Genomic DNA, 18,114 nt, shown 5'->3' with positions numbered 1-18,114 from the left:
AAGTTTTTGATACATTAATCACTAATTATCACCAAACGTCAGATAATTAAATTACTACGATATATGTCAATTAATAATGCTATAGGAGATTAGCATGCAGTCTAATACGTATCTTAAATACGCAGATATTAAGGGTGAGGCAACAGCCGAGCAATACAAAGATTTGATTACACTACTATCTGTAGATTGGAGTGTAGGTCGTGAGATCTCATCATACACTGGTACAGCGATGGACCGTGAAGCGAGCGCTACTCGTCTATATGATTTGACTATCACTAAACTTCAAGACCGTTCTTCTCCTGACTTATTTAAAGAAGCGACGATTGGTAAAGGTAAACCAGCGGTTTTCCATATTACTAAGCAGGGTGAGAAGGTTGAAGAGATCATGAAGATCGAACTGACTGATGCGATGATTTCTAACTACTCAGTTTCTATCCAAGACGATCGTCCAGTTGAAACTATCACAATTTCTTACACAGAAATGATGATGACAGTGACTCCTACTGACGATAAGAACAACACTTCTGCTCCATTGGTATACGGCTACAGCGGTGTTAAAGGTCAACAAATGTAATTTTCATGCGGGGGAGTATTCCTCCGCATTTTTTTGAAAGAAGTATTTAATGAAAAGAGCAACTCAAGATAACAATTTCATCCGAATTTCTTCGCCATTCGGTAAAGATGCCATCATACTAAACTCGTTTGAGTATAGAGAAGAGATCTCAGAACTTTTTTCATTGCGTGCTAAAGCTTACTTTAATGATCAACGAAGTGAGTTAAACGAAATTATTGGTAAGGAAGTTACCATTACCCTTGAAAATAATGAGGATGTTTCTTCAAATCCTCGTTATATGCATGGTTATGTTTCTGCTGCAAGATTAGAAGGGAAAAGGGTTTCTAATACACATAAAGGCGAAAATTATAAAAACATAGAATTATTAATAGAGCCTAAATTACGTTTCGCTGAATATCGAAAAAATTGCAGAATATTTCAGCATAAAGATATAAAGGAAATTATCTCTGAAGTACTATCGGAGCATAGTGTTGCCTTTAGTTTTGAGTTAACCAAGTCCTATCCTAAATACACATACAAAGTACAATATGAAGAATCAGATCTTGAATTTGTTCGACGTCTGTTATCGGAGGAGGGGCTATCATTTTGTTTTACACATACTAAGTCTGCCCATACGCTCAATATTTTTGATGACATCAGTTTTTATAAGCCGGGTACTGAGTTTTTAGTCGATTTTGATACAGGTACGGCGAAATCTAGCCACATTTCTTCTTGGCATGAAACGCAAATTCTGACTACTAAAGCGAGTCAAAAGTCAGGCTATAACATGCTCAAGCCTTCTTCGAATCCTAAAAATACTGCAAAGGGTGAAAGTGATTTTTTTACAGTACCTGGAAGCGAGTATTTTGAATACATGGGTGAAATGGAGAGCAATGATCAATACGCACTGAGAAACACGCATGCAATAGAAGCACTACAGCAAAATGCATATTTGTGTCGTGGCGAGGCTACGTGCAGAACATTCAGTGTGGGCAAGTGCTTCAAGTTTAAAAAGCATGAAGATAAATCTCGAGTCGGCAAAGAATATGTACTGTCTTCTGTTTTTTTGTCTGCTGCTGTTTATAACCAGACTGGTCAAGGTGGGACCGGTGCGCAAGGTGTCAAAGTCTCGTTTAGTTGTGTTGACTCAAAGACAATCCTGCGTCCTTCAGTTAACTACCCGAAACCTCAGATGAAAGGTTTGCAAACCGCAGTAGTTACGGGGAACAAAGATGGTGAAATTTACATAGACAAACATGGCCGTATCAAAGTTCAGTTTCACTGGGACCGTGTTGGTAAATACGATGTAAATAGTTCATGTTGGATTCGTGTTGCGCAAAATATTGCAGGTAACGGATGGGGGTCGGTGTTTCACCCTAGAGTCGGACAAGAGGTCATCGTCGAGTTTGTTAACGGAGACCCTGATCAACCAATCGTTACGGGGTCACTATATAACGGTAGTCAACTCCCTCCTTACACTTTACCAGAGCAAAGTTCTCAGAGTGGTTATAAATCACGCTCTGTACAAAAAGGTACATCCAATTTTAATGAGTTGCGCTTCGATGATAAGCCTGGTGAAGAGCACATTTATCTTCATGCTGAAAAACTGTTCCAAATGCTAGTTGAAGACTGTGTTGATATCGCCGTTGAAAACAGTAAAACCGAAAAAGTGACCAATGATGTTAATCAAGAGGTTGGTCAGAACGCGAGCTTGAAAGTAGGTAAAAACTTTTCGAATGAAACGGGTGAAGTACTGTCTTTTAATGCAGGAAAGAGCGTCGAGATCAAAGTAGGTGGTGCTTCTATTCAGATGTCTAGCTCTGGAGAAATCAATATCAAAGGTAATAAAATATCCATTAACGGCTCAGCTATTGCTCTTAAAGCTGGGCAAATTTCATTGAACTAAGGTGATTTAAAGTGGGTAAACCAGCCGCAATTTTGGGCAGCTTTCATCTTTGCCCTAAAAAAACAGGAAAGATACCGCATGTCGGTGGTCCCGTCGTTGTTGGTTCACCAAACGTAACGATTGGCGGGATACCTGCGGCAAGACAAGGCGACAAGCTTATTTGTATCGGTCCTCCGGATAGTATCTCTGCAGGTTCTTCTAGCGTAACAATCAACGGTAAACCAGCCGCGAGAGTCGGCGATTCAACGTCTCATGGTGGCAAAATTCTATCTGGTATGCCTACGGTTTTAATCGGAGGCTAGATGCCACTCGCATTTCAAACGCATCTTCTATCCTTTAATGGCCGTTCACACACCGTTCGCGAGATAGCTGATGATTCTTTTAGATTGTCCGAGGAAATCCGACCCCCTGACTTTGCTCAATCAATAGATGAGCATATATTAAGCCTCGTGCGCTCTGAGCGCGAGAGTCTTGAGCAAGCTGATATCAAGGGGAATCTCTGTGTTCTTTTACCATCTTCGGTGGACAAAAGTTTGCTTAAAGCATTGATAAGCGAGCTTTCTATTTTCGTTGGCCAAACTGTCAATACTGAAATTTACTTTTATCCTTATGGCCAAGCTGCATTTTTGATGGCACTAAATCGGATAAATCGTGAAGTTAATGAAACGCAAGCGACTTGGATACTGGCTATAGAGGTTACGAGCGATGTAGAAGGGCATGTCAAACCTCAAAGCTCTATCATTTTAACCAAGTGTTTTTTTCGACATTCAGGTCTTGTGCCTGATGTTGTTCGAATTGATTTAGATGCCAAACAACAACGCATCGCCGTGGACAAGGTGTTTAAGCAATTAGGAGTAAGTTGTGAACATCCACTCAGTCAATTGTATTTATCCGTTAATGAGGAAGAGCCGCAATGGTTAAACTCAATGCAATTCTTGTCTCCGTGGGTGACCGATCAAACTCAGTATCAATTTGTTGATATAAAACTTGGCGGATTGGGTGCATGTGGCGGAGTTTTAAAAGCGTTAGTGATTGATGAGCTTCAAAGAAGCAGCCCCTGCCCAGACTTTCACGTTTTGCAAGCCGACATCGAGCCAGATGGCTATGCGGTAGGAGTAATATACAATTGGCGTAGCGAATAGGTCTGGCTATTGCTTTTCCTTCTAGTAGCTGAGGTTTTAGTGATGCAAATGTTATGGGGGATTGACTCGAAACTGGCCCTTTAATGATGTTTGGACAATGACTAGGCGCAGCTTGCTTTTCAAAATAGCTTTGCTCACCGCGTTTTTACAGTGTTCTTCTCGCTTTCTGATTAAATAGCCAGCCATAGAACACAAACCACATGAAAAGCTGTTCGACTCAAGATATCCTTACCGATATAAAATAACTTGAGTTTTGGCTTGTTCGAGATCCCACCCGTGACGCATTCCTTTTTATAAACGGTACATGGACTCTGACAGAAGCAAGCCTACTCATAGAATTGGCGGAAAGTGAATTCGAATGAAGTTTATCCACACCTCAGATTGGCATCTTGGTCGACAATTCCACAACGTATCACTACTCGAAGATCAACAAGCAGTACTCGAACAACTGATTAACTATATTGAACGCAACCCCGTCGATGCAGTTGTAGTGGCGGGAGATATCTATGACCGTTCGGTGCCACCAACGGTTGCAATAGAACTGTTAGATCGAGTCGTGAAACGCATTTGTACCGAGTTAGAAACACCAATGATATTTATATCTGGCAACCATGATGGTGCAGAAAGGCTAGGTTTCGGCTCAGAGCAAATGAAAAATGCAGGTCTCCATATTGTTAGCAACTTTGAAGATATGCTCACTCCCATCATCATAAAAACGGACTCTGCGGACGAGGTCGCGTTTTATGGTATGCCTTATAACGACCCTGAACAGGTCAGGTTTGCCTACAAAGCCTCGGTATCCACTCATGATGAGGCTCATCAATTGCTTGTTGAGCAAATTAAAGAGCGCTTTATCTCTAAGCAAAAGCGCGTGCTCGTGAGTCACTGTTTTGTTGATGGGGCTATCGAGTCAGACTCTGAACGACCATTATCTATTGGTGGTTCTGATCGCGTGAGTCATGAACACTTCTTAGATTTTGACTACGTCGCACTTGGTCATTTGCATCAGCCTCAAAAGAAAGGCGCAGAGCATATCCGTTACTCTGGCTCTCTCATGAAGTATAGCTTTGGTGAACAGAACCAGAGAAAAGGTTTCACGTTAGTTGAACTGGACAAGAAAGGATTCGTTTCTGCAAAGCATATTGATCTTACGGCTCCTCATGAAATGCGTATTGTAGAGGGCGAGCTGGATAAAGTTATTGAGCAAGGGAAAACAGACCCCAAGAATGAAGATTATTTGTTAGTTCGTTTGATGGATAAACATGCGATTTTAAACCCAATGGAAAAACTTCGTTCAGTGTATCCAAACGTTTTACACCTTGAGAAACCTGGCATGTTAATTGGGGTAGAGCAGGAAATGGCGCAAGCAAAGTTGGCGCGAAGCGAAATTGATATGTTCCGAGATTTTTTTATTGAGGCGCAAGATAGCCAGTTGTCTAAAGAGCAAGAGCAAGCTGTTACTGACATTATTAAGCAATTATCACAGCAATAGGGACCAAAGATGAAACCAATTAAACTAACCATGCAAGCCTTTGGTCCGTTTGCAAAAACTGAAATCATTCATTTTGAGAAGCTTGGCAGTAACCCTCTATTTTTGATTAATGGTCCTACAGGTTCCGGTAAAACGTCGATCTTAGATGCCATTTGCTTCGCCCTTTATGGTGAAACCACAGGTAATGAGCGACAAGGTATTCAGATGCGGTGTGACTTATCCGCGCAAGACTTACCAACCGAAGTAGTTCTCGAATTTTCGTTACACGGCAAACAATACCGAGTTGTTCGATCCCCTGAGCAGGAAGCGCCCAAGGCCCGTGGTGAAGGGATGACGATTAAAAAGCACACTGCGGCTCTTTATGAACTCGGTGAGACTGAAACGCTTATCACCAGCAAGACGACTCAGGTTAAAACTGAAGTTAGCAATATTATTGGCTTGAATGAAACTCAATTTCGTCAAGTTATGGTGTTGCCTCAAGGAAAATTCCGAGAACTGTTGCTTGCTAGCTCTAAAGAGCGTGAAGAAATTTTTGGCCAGCTCTTTCAAACTGACATATATAAAAAAATTGAGTACGCGCTCAAAGATAAAGCGAGTGCAATTAGTAAAGCGAAAGGCGAATTTGATAATCAAATTCGAGGTGCTTTACAAGTTGCAGAAGCGAGTTCTGAACAAGAACTATTACAACAACTGGAACAAGTAACTAAGCAATTAGAGTCTGATAAAAAGAATGAGCAAGCAGCGTTAGATAAGCTCAATACTGCTAAATCTGAATTGCAAAAAGCGGAAACCTTGAATGGAGAGTTTTCGAAACGAGAGCAAGCAGAAAGCGCACTCAAGCTGCATCTAGAACACGCAGATTCGATAAAAGCTCGTCAACAGCAATTAGAAAACGCTAAAAATGCCAATAAGATAGAGTTGCCCTACATCTCATTACAAAATGCAAAAGCTCAAACGCAAGAGCTTAGGCAAAAAATCGTAGCTTTGGAAGAGAGTCTCGAAAAAGCTAATGTCGTTGCGAGAGAACAAGAAAACTTGCAGCAAAGTGCAAAAGAGGCAGCGGCAAAGGTCCCGCAGTTAACGCAACTGCAGTATCAGCTTGAAAGTATGAAAAACAAGTTGGTCGAGAAAGACAATTTGGAAAGTAAAATAACGGCGGGTTATCAACAAAAACAACAATTTGAAGCAACGTTAAAACAGTACATAGAACTAAAAGATAAGTTAACGTTACAGGCCCAGCAGGGACAGAAGGAGCTAGAGAAAGCACGAGTTGATGTTGCGCTTATTGGCAGCATCGATGCGGAAATAAAACAAAAACAACGGCTGTTACAGGATCTACAAAAGCTGCATGATCTTACTTTAGAGCTCTCTAAACTCAATGCGCTAACTGTAGGCAAGCAGCAGTCACTACACGAAGCCAGTCAGCGCTATATGCAGCGTCAACAAGCCGCTGATACGATAGAGCTTAAGTGGCACAACGCTCAAGCGGCAGTATTAGCGCAGCGACTAAAAGCAGGTGAAGCATGCCCGGTGTGTGGTAGCGAAACGCATCCTAACCCCGCAACGTTTGTTGAAGAAGCCGTTACAAAAGAGCAAGTTCAGGCGGCTAGAGCTAAAGAGCGAGAAGCTCAAACCTTGTTGAACCAACTAAGCAATCAGCTAGAACAACATAACGTTGTCATTAGTCAGTATCAGAATCAGTGTAACCAGTTGAAAGAGGAGTTGGGTGAGTATGCTACATCTGAGATCTCGACGGTTCAAAATGATTTGCAAGCGATCAATGCTCAACTCCTACGTCTACAAGCTATTGATATTGAAAAGCTAGAAAAGAACGTTGAACAGCTTAATCAACGCTGCGTCGTGGGTGAAAATAAAATTCATGAGCTGCAGAATAAAATGGCGGCAAATGAATCAACCGTTAAAGCGAACCAAGAACAATTGGCTCAATTACAAGCTTCTATTGACCCAAAATACAGTTCCGCTGACTTGCTTGAACGTGAAATTTTGCTGACAAAAGAGCAAATTCTGAGTTTGAACACAGGCTTAGAAAAGGCGCAAACCGCTTTACAGCAAGCGATATTGGAGAAATCAAATGCGGAAAGTCACTTAGCGACGAACAAGCAGTGGTTATCTGAGTCAGAGCAAAAACTTAGCCAAGCAGAATTAGCGTGGAATGAGGCACTACAGGCGAGTAAATTTGAGGATGAAAGCCATTATCTAAGTAGTCGAGTGGGAGATGATGAACTTCAAGCCTGGCAGCAAGAAATAGACAGCTTCAAACAGGCACAAACCAAGCTTGAGCAAACACTACATGATTTAAATCATGCATTGAAAGATCTTGAAAGGCCTAATTTAGAGTCGTTTAACGATAGGTTAACCACTCTGCAGGCGCAATATATTGAAGTAAGGAATCAACTTGATACCACACGCTCAATATTTGAACGTCTTGAAAAGGTTCGTAAAGATATTGCCGTGTTGCATGAGAAAAATAGTAAGTTAGAAGAAGAATACAAAGTCTTTGGTACGTTGTACGACGTTGCTAGCGGTAAAACAGGCAGCAGGGTTAGCCTACATCGCTTTGTTCTTGGTGTACTGTTGGATGATGTGCTGATTCAGGCCTCTCAACGCTTAAGCCTTATGAGTAAAGGGCGCTATATTCTTGCTCGAAAAACAGAGGGCTTCAAAGGCGCTGCGGGTCGCGGCTTAGATTTAATGGTTGAAGATGGCTACACAGGAAAAACGCGTGATGTTGCGACACTTTCCGGCGGTGAATCATTTATGGCAGCGCTTGCTCTGGCACTTGGTTTGTCGGATGTTGTGCAATCCTATAGTGGCGGTATCCGTTTAGACACTTTATTTATTGATGAGGGCTTCGGTAGTTTAGACCCAGAGTCTTTAGATCTTGCTATTCAAACGCTAGTGGACCTGCAACAGACTGGGCGCATGATCGGTGTTATTTCTCACGTTTCTGAGCTGAAAGAGCAAATGGCGCAGAGGATTGATGTTGAACCATCAAGACTTGGTTCAACGGTGTCGATTAAATCTCAATGTCGCTTCGCTGTCTAATTCAGTGATTACTGTTAGATCAAAAAGCCCCTATTGTTAGGGGCTTTCTGACTAAGTCGCTACTGTTCGCAAAAGTGGCCTTCTTTTGGCGATTGGGTAATCGCATATTCGCCATCGAGGTTGCGATAAACAATCGTGTTCCAAACAGAGCCATCATCCAATTCAAACTCAATAGCATAGTTGACGCCGCTAACGATTTGCGCGTGAACATTCAGTATTTGTTTAAACGACGCTATTGTGTCCATTTTCTTTAAAACAAAGGCCATTGCCTTTTGTGCATCAGGGGTCGCGTTAAACTCATTCCACCCACCTGGCATGTTTCCTTGTGCATTACATACATCTGCCGAGGTCGTTAATTGTGTCGTTGCGCTCGGCTTTTCCTGCTGACAACCTGCAAGTAACACCAAAAGTGCACAAACTGACACTGTTTTTAATTTCATAACAATAACCTCTGTCTATAACGCAACGTATTATAGGAGGGTGATATGCCTACGAATGTCTATGTTGTGCAAAGTTTCTATATGCATAGGGTTAAATGCTGACAAAATGTACAAGCATGGTCAGCTTGTAAGTCAAAAATAGAGCAATCTTGTTATCGATTTGCTGAGATGACGAGGTTTCGGTGTTCAGCGCGCTATTGATGATGAAGAATTGTGATGTGTACCTATTAGGGCGATGGTGCGGCTTAGTGATCGATTTGTTATCTTCTAGAGTAAAATCAATCACTAATTAAAATTTAGGTGTTGTATGAAATCGATAAAAATATTTTTACTTTTGTCACTTGCAACTTTATTTGGTTGTACCTCGAAGCCGGATGGGGTGGAACCCGTCAATAATTTCGATTTAGAGCCATATCTAGGTAAGTGGTACGAAATTGCACGCCTAGACCATTCATTTGAGCGAGGCTTATCCAACGTTACCGCTGAGTATCAGGTTCGCGAGGATGGTGGGGTTAAGGTGATAAACCGTGGATATTCCGAAGAAGAGCGACAGTGGTCAGAAGCTGAAGGCAAAGCTTATTTTGTTGAAGATAAAACGGTTGGACACTTAAAGGTTTCCTTTTTTGGGCCAATATACTCTTCTTACATTGTTTTTGAGCTAGGTGAAAACTATAACTATGCGTTTGTTTCCGGTTACAACCACGACTATTTGTGGCTATTGTCTAGAACGCCTAACGTTGATGAGAAAGTAGTGGAGCGCTTTAAGTACGTAGCTAAAGAGAAAGGTTTCGCTATAGACGAGCTCATTTTTGTTGAACAAGAGAAACAAAGACAGCTTTAAGTTCATCAGCGTGGCTGAAAAAGCGGACAGAGGGGAAGCTTCCTAATTAAGAGCTCAGTTTGTCATTTCGCTTAACAGTAATTTGTTACCGCGTAACTTAATGTGGTCAAAATGGATATAGCCCCATCATTTGTGATTACTCGTGATGGGGCTTATATAAATTTGAGTGAGCGTCGAAAGGTTGATCTATCAACAAACGGTTATGGTTTACTTAATCAAACGAACGATCAGGGAGCCTGGTGCTCGAATAGATTCAACATTGTGGCTAAGTACTGTGCCGCTTGTTGGGGCGGTGTAGCGTTTAATCTCAGCGCCAAAGCTGTCGTATTGAATCGCAAGAAGTTGACCTTGCTCGACAAAATCCATCAAACTAACATGAGGCAGTACAAAGCCGCCGTGTGTCGCTTTCACACTGATGATTTCGTTTCCTTCCAAGCATGACGTAATAGTGTCCACATCACCTTCAACAATGTTATGCTCTTTCAGCACATTAAAAATGCCTGTTACAGTTCGACTGATGAGCTCTTGCTCGGTGTATCGCCCCATACCTACTTCAACTGTAATGCTTGGGACACCGTGGTTATTCCAAACCGTTTCAAGGACGCCAGCATCTCCAGGATCATTTAAAATCGCATCAGGATTAATGAGACGAGCCATTTCTAATGATTGCTCGATTCGGAAATCTGCAAACACGTAAAGCGGATAGGCCGCACCACTGGTTTGAGTGTGAAGGTCAATGGCTAAATCAGCATTTGGTTTGAGCAAATCATTCCACAATGCATATAAGTAGCGTTGGGCTTCATTGCCGTTTTGGTCACCAGGAAAAAAGCGGTTTAAGTTTGCAGGAGACGCATCAGGGTCTGCGGAATAGAAATCACGGCTGTGGTTTAGCATACCTGGCATGTTAACGGTTGGAACAATAGTGACAGTACCAGCGACTTCAGTGCCGATGAGCTCTCGAGCAGTTTGCTGCGCTGCTAACACACCATTGTACTCATCACCATGAACCCCTGCGGTAATCATGATTTTCTTGCCAGGTTTTTCACCTTTGAACACTAGCACAGGTAGGTGTTGCCACTGAGAGAGAGCATTCGTTGCGATGCGAAACCAAAACTTATGCTCGCCCGAATTTAGGTCTGCTACATTGAGAGATTGAATCACTTGATGACCTTGAATCACGTCATCGAGAAATTGTGTTGCCATTAAAGTTACCACTCCAAAAAACCATGAGCTAATCTAAAACCTTAGCGTCGTCATACCATGAATATTAATAAGGCGAGAACATGTCTCGCCTTAATTACCAATTGGCTTCGTTTTACGCAAAACCCATAATATGAGCTGCGATAACGACGATACTTGATAGGGTAAAGAGTAATAGAATAAATCGCCAGCAGAATTTTGCCCAGTCACCCCAGTCGATACGGCAGACACCAAGCGTTGCCATGAGAGATGCCGAAGTAGGGACGATAACGTTAGTAAAGCCATCGCCAAGTTGGAATGACAAAACTGCCACTTGGCGCGTAACTCCTGCAATGTCTGCCAGAGGGGCCAGTAGAGGCATCGTTAGTGCCGCTTGTCCGGATCCTGAAGTGACGAAGAAGTTGAAGATAGATTGGAATACATACATTAACCATGCCGCAGCCACGTCAGGAAGCCCGCTAATCACGCCGCCAGCACTGTTTAGAATTGAATTCAGTACACTCGCTTCATCAGTTGTACCACCACCAAGTATAAGCAATACACCTTTCGCACAACCCACTAATAGGGCAGGTGCAAGCATAATAGCTGCACCTTCTTTAAATGCATCAGCTGCGCAGTTTAGCGTCATACCGTTCAGGCGGAAAATCGTACCGATGATCGCGACAACAAAGCCCATAGTGAAAAATTGAGAAGCGATTTCTGGGATGTACCATGCGTTAGCGACTACGCCCCAAACGACCCACACCGTGGTCGCAATAACCGTAAGGATAACGAGTGTGTCACCTAGGTTCCAACGAGAATCTTGATTGCCAAGCTCTTGCTGACGGAAATACTGGTCTGTGCGGTGGCTGTAAGAAAGTTTAGGATTTGACTTCACACGAGCGGCGTAGATCATTGTGAAAGCGATACCGATTAACGTAAAGCCAGCCCATAACCCCATGCGCACTGTCATGCCGGATAAAACAGGTACACCCGCAATGCCTTGCGCAATAGCGACGGAGAAAGGGTTCATCCAAGAAGTAGCAAAGCCAATTTGAGTCGCAACATAGGTAACCATTACCGTAGTGATACCATCATAACCAAGGCGAACCATAAGCGGCGCGATAATAATCGCAAATGCTACGGCTTCTTCACCCATACCAAATACCGCACCGCCTAGCGAGAACAGCAAAAATAGCACTGGAATGAATAGCGCTTCGTTACCTTTGGTCTTATCGATAAGGCGCAGGATACCGTTATCGATTGTGCCTGTGCGCATTACAACGCCGAAAGCACCGCCGATAACCAACATGAACATAATCACGCCGATTGCGCTGCCCCATTTAGAGCCAGAAACTAGCCCTTCGAAAGGGAAGTTCATCAGACCAATGCCACCACCAGAAGCAAACAGGCCAACCTTGTTGTAAACCAATTCACCGTTTTCGTCGGTTGCATAAGAGAAAGAAGAAGGATCGATAACTGTGCGAGTTTTTTCTGCACCGTCGACCATGTAGGTCACCTGTTGGCTATCAAAATGACCAGCAGGAATTAAGTAGGTAAGAATCGCAGCAAGAATACCAACAATGAAGATCAAAATGAGGGTATCTGGCATCTGCCACGACTTAGGGGTAGCAACCGAGTCTGCTGGTTGCGCATGTGTGTGAGACATAACTTACTTCACGTCAAATTCAATAAAGCATGAAATATCGATAAAATAGAATAAAAAGTCAATATTAATGCTTATGTTGAACTATAAATTCATCAAATATTTGAAGTGAAGTTAATTTGATTGTTTTGTGGTCAAATGTTGGGTTAATGTTTCAATATGCGTTGAGTTTGGATGATTCACGAGCTTTCATAGTCATCTACAGGTGATCTAATTACTTGATTTCTGTCTGTTCTGCATAAAAAGCAGCGACATCACGAAGGTCTTCATCATTTAACATTTTTAACTGTGCTGCCATCATTTCTGCAAGCGGCCCTTTACGCTCACCGGCTTGATAAGATTTCATTGCATTGTAAAGGTACTGAGAATTTTGACCAGCAAGGCTTGGATAGGTGTTGTTCGTTGCGATGCCTTTAACACCGTGACAATAGACACAGCTAGGTGATTTGATTTTACCTTTATCAGCATCACCAAACGGCTCGGCATGGATAGCGGAAGAGAAAATAAAAGAGATTAGAAGTACAAACCTGAGCATGGAGGTTATCTATTCGCTAAAAATCATGGCGATACAATAAAGCTTCCCCTTAGGGGAAGCTCAATGATCAAAATCAAATTAAAGTAGAGATTTTATACTTGATAAGAAAGTGTCGATGTCTTTCGCTGAAATATCTTTATGAGTTACAAAACGAATTGGATTTCCAGGGGTTATCGTGATGTTTTGTTCCTTTAGTTTCGCAGCGATACTTACTATGTCCACTTGAGGATCAAGCTTCGCGAACACGATGTTCGTTTGAACAAATTCAGGGTTGACTGAAAAACCAGGCAGTTCTGCTAAACCTTCCGCTAAGGTTTTTGCGTTGATGTGGTCTTGTTTTAGCTGTTCCACTTGTTCGGTAAGGGCAAGTTTGCCTGCTGCGGCAAGAATACCCGCTTGACGCATACCACCGCCGACCATCTTTCTTAAGCGACGTGCTTTTGCGATGTAGTCTTTGCTACCAAGTAGTAGCGAGCCAACAGGGGCAGCCAGACCTTTCGACAGACAGATCGTCATTGAATCAAAGTACTGACCGATCTCTTTTACCGGAACATCAAGTGCAACGGCTGCGTTAAAAACGCGAGCGCCATCTAGATGCATCTGCAAGTTATGTTTATTCACGAAGTCACGTGCTTCTGCTAAGTAAGACAGAGGTAGTACTTTACCATTAATTGTGTTTTCTAAGCTGAGAAGCTTAGTGCGAGCAAAGTGACAATCATCTGGTTTAATCGCAGCAGTCAGTTTATCAAATGGTAGCGTGCCATCTGGGTTATTTTCGACTGGTTGAGGTTGAATTGATCCCAAAACCGCCGCGCCACCAGCTTCGTATTTGTAGTTATGTGCTTGTTGCCCACATAGATATTCATCTCCCCGCTCGCAATGCGCCATTAAACCGAGCAGATTGGCTTGAGTGCCTGAAGTGGTAAACAAAGCTGCTTCGAAACCAGCAAGCTGCGCAGCAAATTTTTCAAGCTCATTGACCGTAGGGTCATCACCATAAACATCATCCCCAACGGGGGCCTTAAACATGGCTTCTCGCATGGCTTGGGTGGGCTGTGTAACGGTATCTGATCGAAAATCCATGAATGTCTCCTTGGTCAAAGTCCTAAATATATCCGCAAAGGCGCGCTTTGCTTAAGCAAGCGATCGTTTTGGCATCGGTGATCGTGCCATCGACTATCTTTTCTTCGAGTTGCTTGATTGACAAGGTGACGACCTCAATCACTTCGTCTTCATCGCACTCGTAACGGTTTGTTTTGTTGAGCTTTTCGGCAACAAATAGATACTGTATCTCATCACAAAATCCGGCAAGAGGGGTGACTTGGCCGAGAGACGTGAATTTCTCTGCACTAAACCCAGTTTCTTCCTCTAGCTCTCTTTTGGCGCAGCAGAGTGGCTCTTCGTTGCCTTCTCTGGTACCAGCAGGAAGTTCCAATAGCCATTTATTAAGTGAAGGCCGAAATTGGTGGACAAGGACAATGTGACCCTCCGCTGTAATAGGGAGAATCACCGCAGCACCCGGATGATGGATTGTGGTGTGCGTAATTGCCTGTCCTGTAGGAAGCACAACGTCTTCTTCAATCAGAGAAATTTGCTTCCATTTATGAATTATCTTGCTCATGCAGTTATAAACCCTAGCTGTTACCGCATTTTTGACGTTTTTCGACATTAACCACAAATGGTGGGAAACAAAAGCAAAAAATACTGCAACACGACGAAAGCGTTTGCACTTTAAGTGAGCAATGTCTCATAAATGGAAACTTTGATTGCTTCGTCAAGAAGGGGAAAAGCATCTGCTATAAGGGGAATTCGACAAAATACATTTGTAACAAAGTTATAACAAGTGTATAAAAATGTTAACGCAATACCACTTCAGCAGCCGGAGAACGTATGACACAAACCTTATTTACCTCAAATGCCGAAAAAGCGCTTCTCTCAGAACGCATCAATAAATTGGCGAAAGCGTTAACGGATGGCGTTTATGAGCGTGAACATACGATCAAGCTCTGCCTTCTTGCTGCACTTGCTGGTGAAAGTGTTTTTCTTTTAGGTCCCCCTGGTATTGCAAAAAGCTTAATTGCCAAACGACTCATCCAAGCGTTCGATAACAGCAGTTACTTCGAATACCTGATGACGCGCTTCTCAACCCCTGAAGAGGTGTTTGGGCCACTGAGTATCCAAGAGCTAAAAGACAACGGCCGTTATGTTCGCTTAACTAAAGGGTATTTGCCAACTGCACAAGTCGTATTTTTGGATGAAATCTGGAAGGCGGGCCCTGCAATTCTTAATACATTGCTGACAGTGGTTAATGAGAAAACATTCAAAAATGGCAGCGATATCGAGCGTGTGCCAATGCGCTTGTTGGTATCGGCTTCCAATGAATTACCCGATGAAGATAGTGGATTGGATGCGCTCTACGACCGCATGTTGGTGCGTGTGTTTGTGAATCGAATTCAGAATAAACAAAACTTTAAGTCGATGTTGACTGTGGGCACATCGCAAGAGGCACAAGTACCAGAAGGCCTAGCGATAACTGATGAAGAATATCATCAATGGCAACAACAGCTCGACAAATTGACGTTAACCGACAATGCATTCGAAAAGCTTTTCCAGCTTAAAACGATGTTAGAAAGCAAAGTTGAAGCTCAGTTTGGTGATGTGGCCAATACCGATATGTATGTCTCTGACCGCCGCTGGAAGAAAGCCGTGAAGTTGTTAAAAGCGAGCGCGTTTTTTAATGGTCGCGATGAAATAAATCCGCTTGACCTTTTACTGCTGCAAGATTGTTTATGGAACAGTCCTGAATCGCGAGATGTGGTACGTGAAGTGGTTCAAGAGTTCGCCTTAAAACATGCATTTGATCAACAAGACGCGGAGCAGGAAATCGAATACTGCCGTGAGTCTTTGGTTGATGTCCAACATGAACTAGAAGATGCCTACCGCATGACGTTAACGTCTGAAGCGGCCACGGGTATTTTGCGTAAAGAAACCATGCGCTTTGATACCTCTAAAGCCAAGATGTACAAAGTTGGCGCAGCCGTTAACTTAGTTAAATTGGTTGTCTTGCAAAGCAACATGTCGGTTTCAGAATCAGAAAAAGGTGATAGCCGCTGGGTTTATGTACCCAAAGATGAGTTAGATCGAGTCATTAAAGAGGGAAGCGGTGATGTGTATGGTTACGTCAATCAAAACACCAACATGTGCCGTTTACGATTTGATGTTGACGCGGCGAATAACCTAGTTATCCGTGATATCGCGAACCGAGGCATTTTGGTTAGCCTAGTGACTCAAGAGGGCTTGGATGTAGAGCTTTACCAAAAGTGGTTAACGCAGAGCGAAAAAGCCGTAAATCAGCTTAGTGAGGCAGAACACCATATGCGCAAGGTGAAAGCGAACTTTCATGATGCGCTTCCGCATAGCTTTGTTGATCCTGAACTACCCCGCCTTATGGAGTCGAGTCTACAACAGGTCAGTCAGAGACTTGAATCAATCCAAGCAGAAAGTGAAAAAGTTATCCAACGCTTTAAAAACTTAAATCAGTTTTTCTCATAAGGAGACGACATGCTAGGTGCAGACGGACTTAACCTCGCGCTGATGGTGGCCGACTCCGGCATCATCGATAGCGCAGTTAATGATTTGATGGCGCGTTCACAAGTCATGATGATGGCAGAAAACCGAGGTGTTAAATCTTCGGTCAAAGGTCACTTGTTAAAGTGGCGAGGCAGCGTCAAAAAACGGATCACCAAGGTATGTGAGACAGAGCGTTTCCAACAAGAGCTGTCTTTATATCAAGAGGTTATTCATTGGGATGAAGAGGTGTTTTTTGAAAACATCGAAGATGTGATTAAAAAGCTGGAATGGCACTCTGCGTTTTACATGCAAGCTCGCCGAATGATGGAAAAGAACAAAGGGATGAATAACCCTATGTTCCCTCATTACTTTTGTGATCAATGGTACAAAAGCCTCACCGATGCTATAAAACAAGCGCAAGTAAGCGAGCTTGAAGCCAATAAAGAAAAGGTGCTGAATGACCTGTATCAACGTATGGAAACCATGCGTAATATGGATAAAGTCACGGAGTCGGGTGACGCTGAAAGTGTAGGGCGCCTGTGGGATATGGCATCTGCCAAGTTGAGTAAAACAGACTTAACGGTGATGAAACGCCATGCTGAGTTTCTGAAGAAGCACCAAGGCTTGCAAGAAATTGCGGAGCAACTCGGTCGTATGGCGGGGCAAGTAAATGATCCTGAACTAAATCGTGCGCCCACTGAAGAACTTCAATTGGTCGAAGAGAAAAGTGATGAGGCGACGGATGATATTGTCGGTATTCACGAAAGCGATGATCTAAATAAGCTACTTCCCAACGAAACGATGTTTTTGGCGTATCCTGAACTTGAAGTTGTGTTCTATAAACACTTAGTTGATAAACGGCTCATGAACTATCGTACACAAGGCAAATCGCGCACGTTACGTAAAGTTAAAGCTCACCGACCTGACCATAAAGCGGTAGATATCGAAAAAGGCCCCTTCATTGTTTGTGTGGACGCGTCCGGTTCCATGAGTGGCTTTCCTGAGCAATGCGCCAAAGCCATGGCTTATGCTCTGATGCAAATCGCACTAGCGGAGCAACGTGATTGCTATGTCATTATTTTTTCTACGGAACACATTACCTACGAACTAACCAAACAAGATGGTCTGCGCGAGGCGGCGGACTTTCTAACTTATCGCTTCCATGGTGGTACAGACTTAGAGCCAACTTTGATTAAATCTATCGACTTGATGAGCGGTGATAAATATAAAAACGCAGACATGGTAGTCATTTCCGACTTTATCGCGCCAAAACAACAAGACGAGTTACTGGCCAAAGTGGATGCGCTCAAAGCGAAGAAAAACCGTTTTCACGCGATTAGCTTATCGAAATACGGAAATCCTGCATTAATGTCGATGTTTGATCACACTTGGTCTTATCACCCTAATGTTGTGGGAAGATTGCTAAAAAGGGTCAGCAACTATTAAACGCCTTAATGTTTCATGGGACAAAACGAACTGAAAGCGAGATTTATATTGCTTCGTTTTAAGCCAATAAGATCGAACTTTGGTCGAATTGACTTAAAAGAAATCAAACGAACAGAAAATGAAATGTTTTTGTTTGACTATCTTCTCTCAATCCGTAAAGTAGCCACCAACGCAACGGGGTAGAGCCCTGAAGCGTAATAAAAAGGCGCCTTGGCAGAGTGGCTATGCAGCGGATTGCAAATCCGTGGACCTCGGTTCGACTCCGGGAGGCGCCTCCA

Annotated in this window: 15 protein-coding genes and 1 tRNA gene; 10 read left to right on the top strand and 6 right to left on the bottom strand. The window is 43.0% G+C overall.

Annotated elements, in window-relative coordinates:
• Positions 1 to 94 precede the first annotated feature (94 nt).
• The 6 genes from R7070_RS14970 to R7070_RS14945 all read left to right on the top strand — a co-directional run bounded on the left by R7070_RS14970 (position 95) and on the right by R7070_RS14945 (position 8,159).
• On the top strand, positions 95 to 574 hold the full coding sequence (locus R7070_RS14970; RefSeq protein WP_005375967.1) for an Hcp family type VI secretion system effector: 480 nt from the start codon (positions 95 to 97) through the stop codon (positions 572 to 574).
• Between the two features lie 49 nt (positions 575 to 623).
• Entirely contained in the window at positions 624 to 2,459 is a 1,836-nt protein-coding gene (tssI, locus tag R7070_RS14965; RefSeq protein ID WP_256900029.1) for a type VI secretion system tip protein TssI/VgrG, read from the top strand.
• Between the two features lie 11 nt (positions 2,460 to 2,470).
• Positions 2,471 to 2,761: a PAAR domain-containing protein gene (locus R7070_RS14960; protein ID WP_005375969.1), complete on the top strand. Its 291-nt coding sequence runs from the start codon at positions 2,471 to 2,473 to the stop codon at positions 2,759 to 2,761.
• A complete protein-coding gene (locus R7070_RS14955) occupies positions 2,762 to 3,601 on the top strand; it encodes an NAD/NADP transhydrogenase subunit beta (RefSeq protein WP_213895873.1) in 840 nt (279 codons plus the stop codon).
• A 358-nt stretch (positions 3,602 to 3,959) separates the two neighbouring features.
• The gene (locus R7070_RS14950; protein WP_017820209.1) at positions 3,960 to 5,093 is read left to right on the top strand and encodes an exonuclease SbcCD subunit D; all 1,134 of its coding nucleotides are present in this window, start codon (positions 3,960 to 3,962) and stop codon (positions 5,091 to 5,093) included.
• A gap of 9 nt (positions 5,094 to 5,102) precedes the next feature.
• Positions 5,103 to 8,159 carry an AAA family ATPase gene (locus R7070_RS14945; RefSeq protein WP_115386666.1) on the top strand — a complete coding sequence of 1,019 codons (3,057 nt, stop codon included), beginning with the start codon at positions 5,103 to 5,105 and terminating at the stop codon, positions 8,157 to 8,159.
• A 59-nt stretch (positions 8,160 to 8,218) separates the two neighbouring features.
• On the opposite strand, the gene R7070_RS14940 is transcribed toward R7070_RS14945, so the two are convergent.
• Positions 8,219 to 8,599, bottom strand: coding sequence for a cystatin domain-containing protein (locus tag R7070_RS14940; RefSeq protein ID WP_017633640.1), 381 nt, complete (start codon positions 8,597 to 8,599; stop codon positions 8,219 to 8,221).
• Positions 8,600 to 8,906: 307 nt separating this feature from the next.
• Between R7070_RS14940 and R7070_RS14935 the strand changes: the two genes are divergently transcribed.
• On the top strand, positions 8,907 to 9,440 hold the full coding sequence (locus R7070_RS14935) for a lipocalin family protein (protein WP_005375974.1): 534 nt from the start codon (positions 8,907 to 8,909) through the stop codon (positions 9,438 to 9,440).
• Positions 9,441 to 9,647: 207 nt separating this feature from the next.
• On the opposite strand, the gene R7070_RS14930 is transcribed toward R7070_RS14935, so the two are convergent.
• The 5 genes from R7070_RS14930 to R7070_RS14910 all read right to left on the bottom strand — a co-directional run bounded on the left by R7070_RS14930 (position 9,648) and on the right by R7070_RS14910 (position 14,441).
• On the bottom strand, positions 9,648 to 10,643 hold the full coding sequence (locus tag R7070_RS14930) for a succinylglutamate desuccinylase/aspartoacylase family protein (protein WP_104980723.1): 996 nt from the start codon (positions 10,641 to 10,643) through the stop codon (positions 9,648 to 9,650).
• A 112-nt stretch (positions 10,644 to 10,755) separates the two neighbouring features.
• The gene (yfcC, locus tag R7070_RS14925) at positions 10,756 to 12,288 is read right to left on the bottom strand and encodes a putative basic amino acid antiporter YfcC (protein WP_005387492.1); all 1,533 of its coding nucleotides are present in this window, start codon (positions 12,286 to 12,288) and stop codon (positions 10,756 to 10,758) included.
• Positions 12,289 to 12,499: 211 nt separating this feature from the next.
• Complete coding sequence (locus R7070_RS14920) at positions 12,500 to 12,820, bottom strand: c-type cytochrome (protein ID WP_005375977.1); 321 nt, start codon at positions 12,818 to 12,820, stop codon at positions 12,500 to 12,502.
• Between the two features lie 78 nt (positions 12,821 to 12,898).
• The gene (gene ltaE / locus R7070_RS14915; protein WP_062730971.1) at positions 12,899 to 13,903 is read right to left on the bottom strand and encodes a low-specificity L-threonine aldolase; all 1,005 of its coding nucleotides are present in this window, start codon (positions 13,901 to 13,903) and stop codon (positions 12,899 to 12,901) included.
• 22 nt (positions 13,904 to 13,925) lie between these two features.
• Complete coding sequence (locus R7070_RS14910) at positions 13,926 to 14,441, bottom strand: NUDIX hydrolase (RefSeq protein ID WP_005375979.1); 516 nt, start codon at positions 14,439 to 14,441, stop codon at positions 13,926 to 13,928.
• 269 nt (positions 14,442 to 14,710) lie between these two features.
• On the opposite strand from R7070_RS14910, the gene R7070_RS14905 reads away from it, so the two are divergent.
• From R7070_RS14905 to R7070_RS14895, 3 genes are all read left to right on the top strand, one after another.
• Positions 14,711 to 16,372 carry an ATPase RavA domain-containing protein gene (locus R7070_RS14905; RefSeq protein ID WP_005375980.1) on the top strand — a complete coding sequence of 554 codons (1,662 nt, stop codon included), beginning with the start codon at positions 14,711 to 14,713 and terminating at the stop codon, positions 16,370 to 16,372.
• A 9-nt stretch (positions 16,373 to 16,381) separates the two neighbouring features.
• The gene (gene viaA, locus R7070_RS14900) at positions 16,382 to 17,836 is read left to right on the top strand and encodes an ATPase RavA stimulator ViaA (RefSeq protein WP_256900030.1); all 1,455 of its coding nucleotides are present in this window, start codon (positions 16,382 to 16,384) and stop codon (positions 17,834 to 17,836) included.
• Positions 17,837 to 18,040: 204 nt separating this feature from the next.
• Positions 18,041 to 18,114 (top strand) — tRNA-Cys (locus R7070_RS14895).

Origin of the sequence: Vibrio sp. 1557 (genome assembly GCF_033340175.1) — a bacterium.
GTDB classification, from domain to species: Bacteria; Pseudomonadota; Gammaproteobacteria; order Enterobacterales; family Vibrionaceae; genus Vibrio; species Vibrio alginolyticus.
Note: the sequence above shows the minus strand (reverse complement) of the source record. Positions and strands in the feature narration are given on the sequence as shown.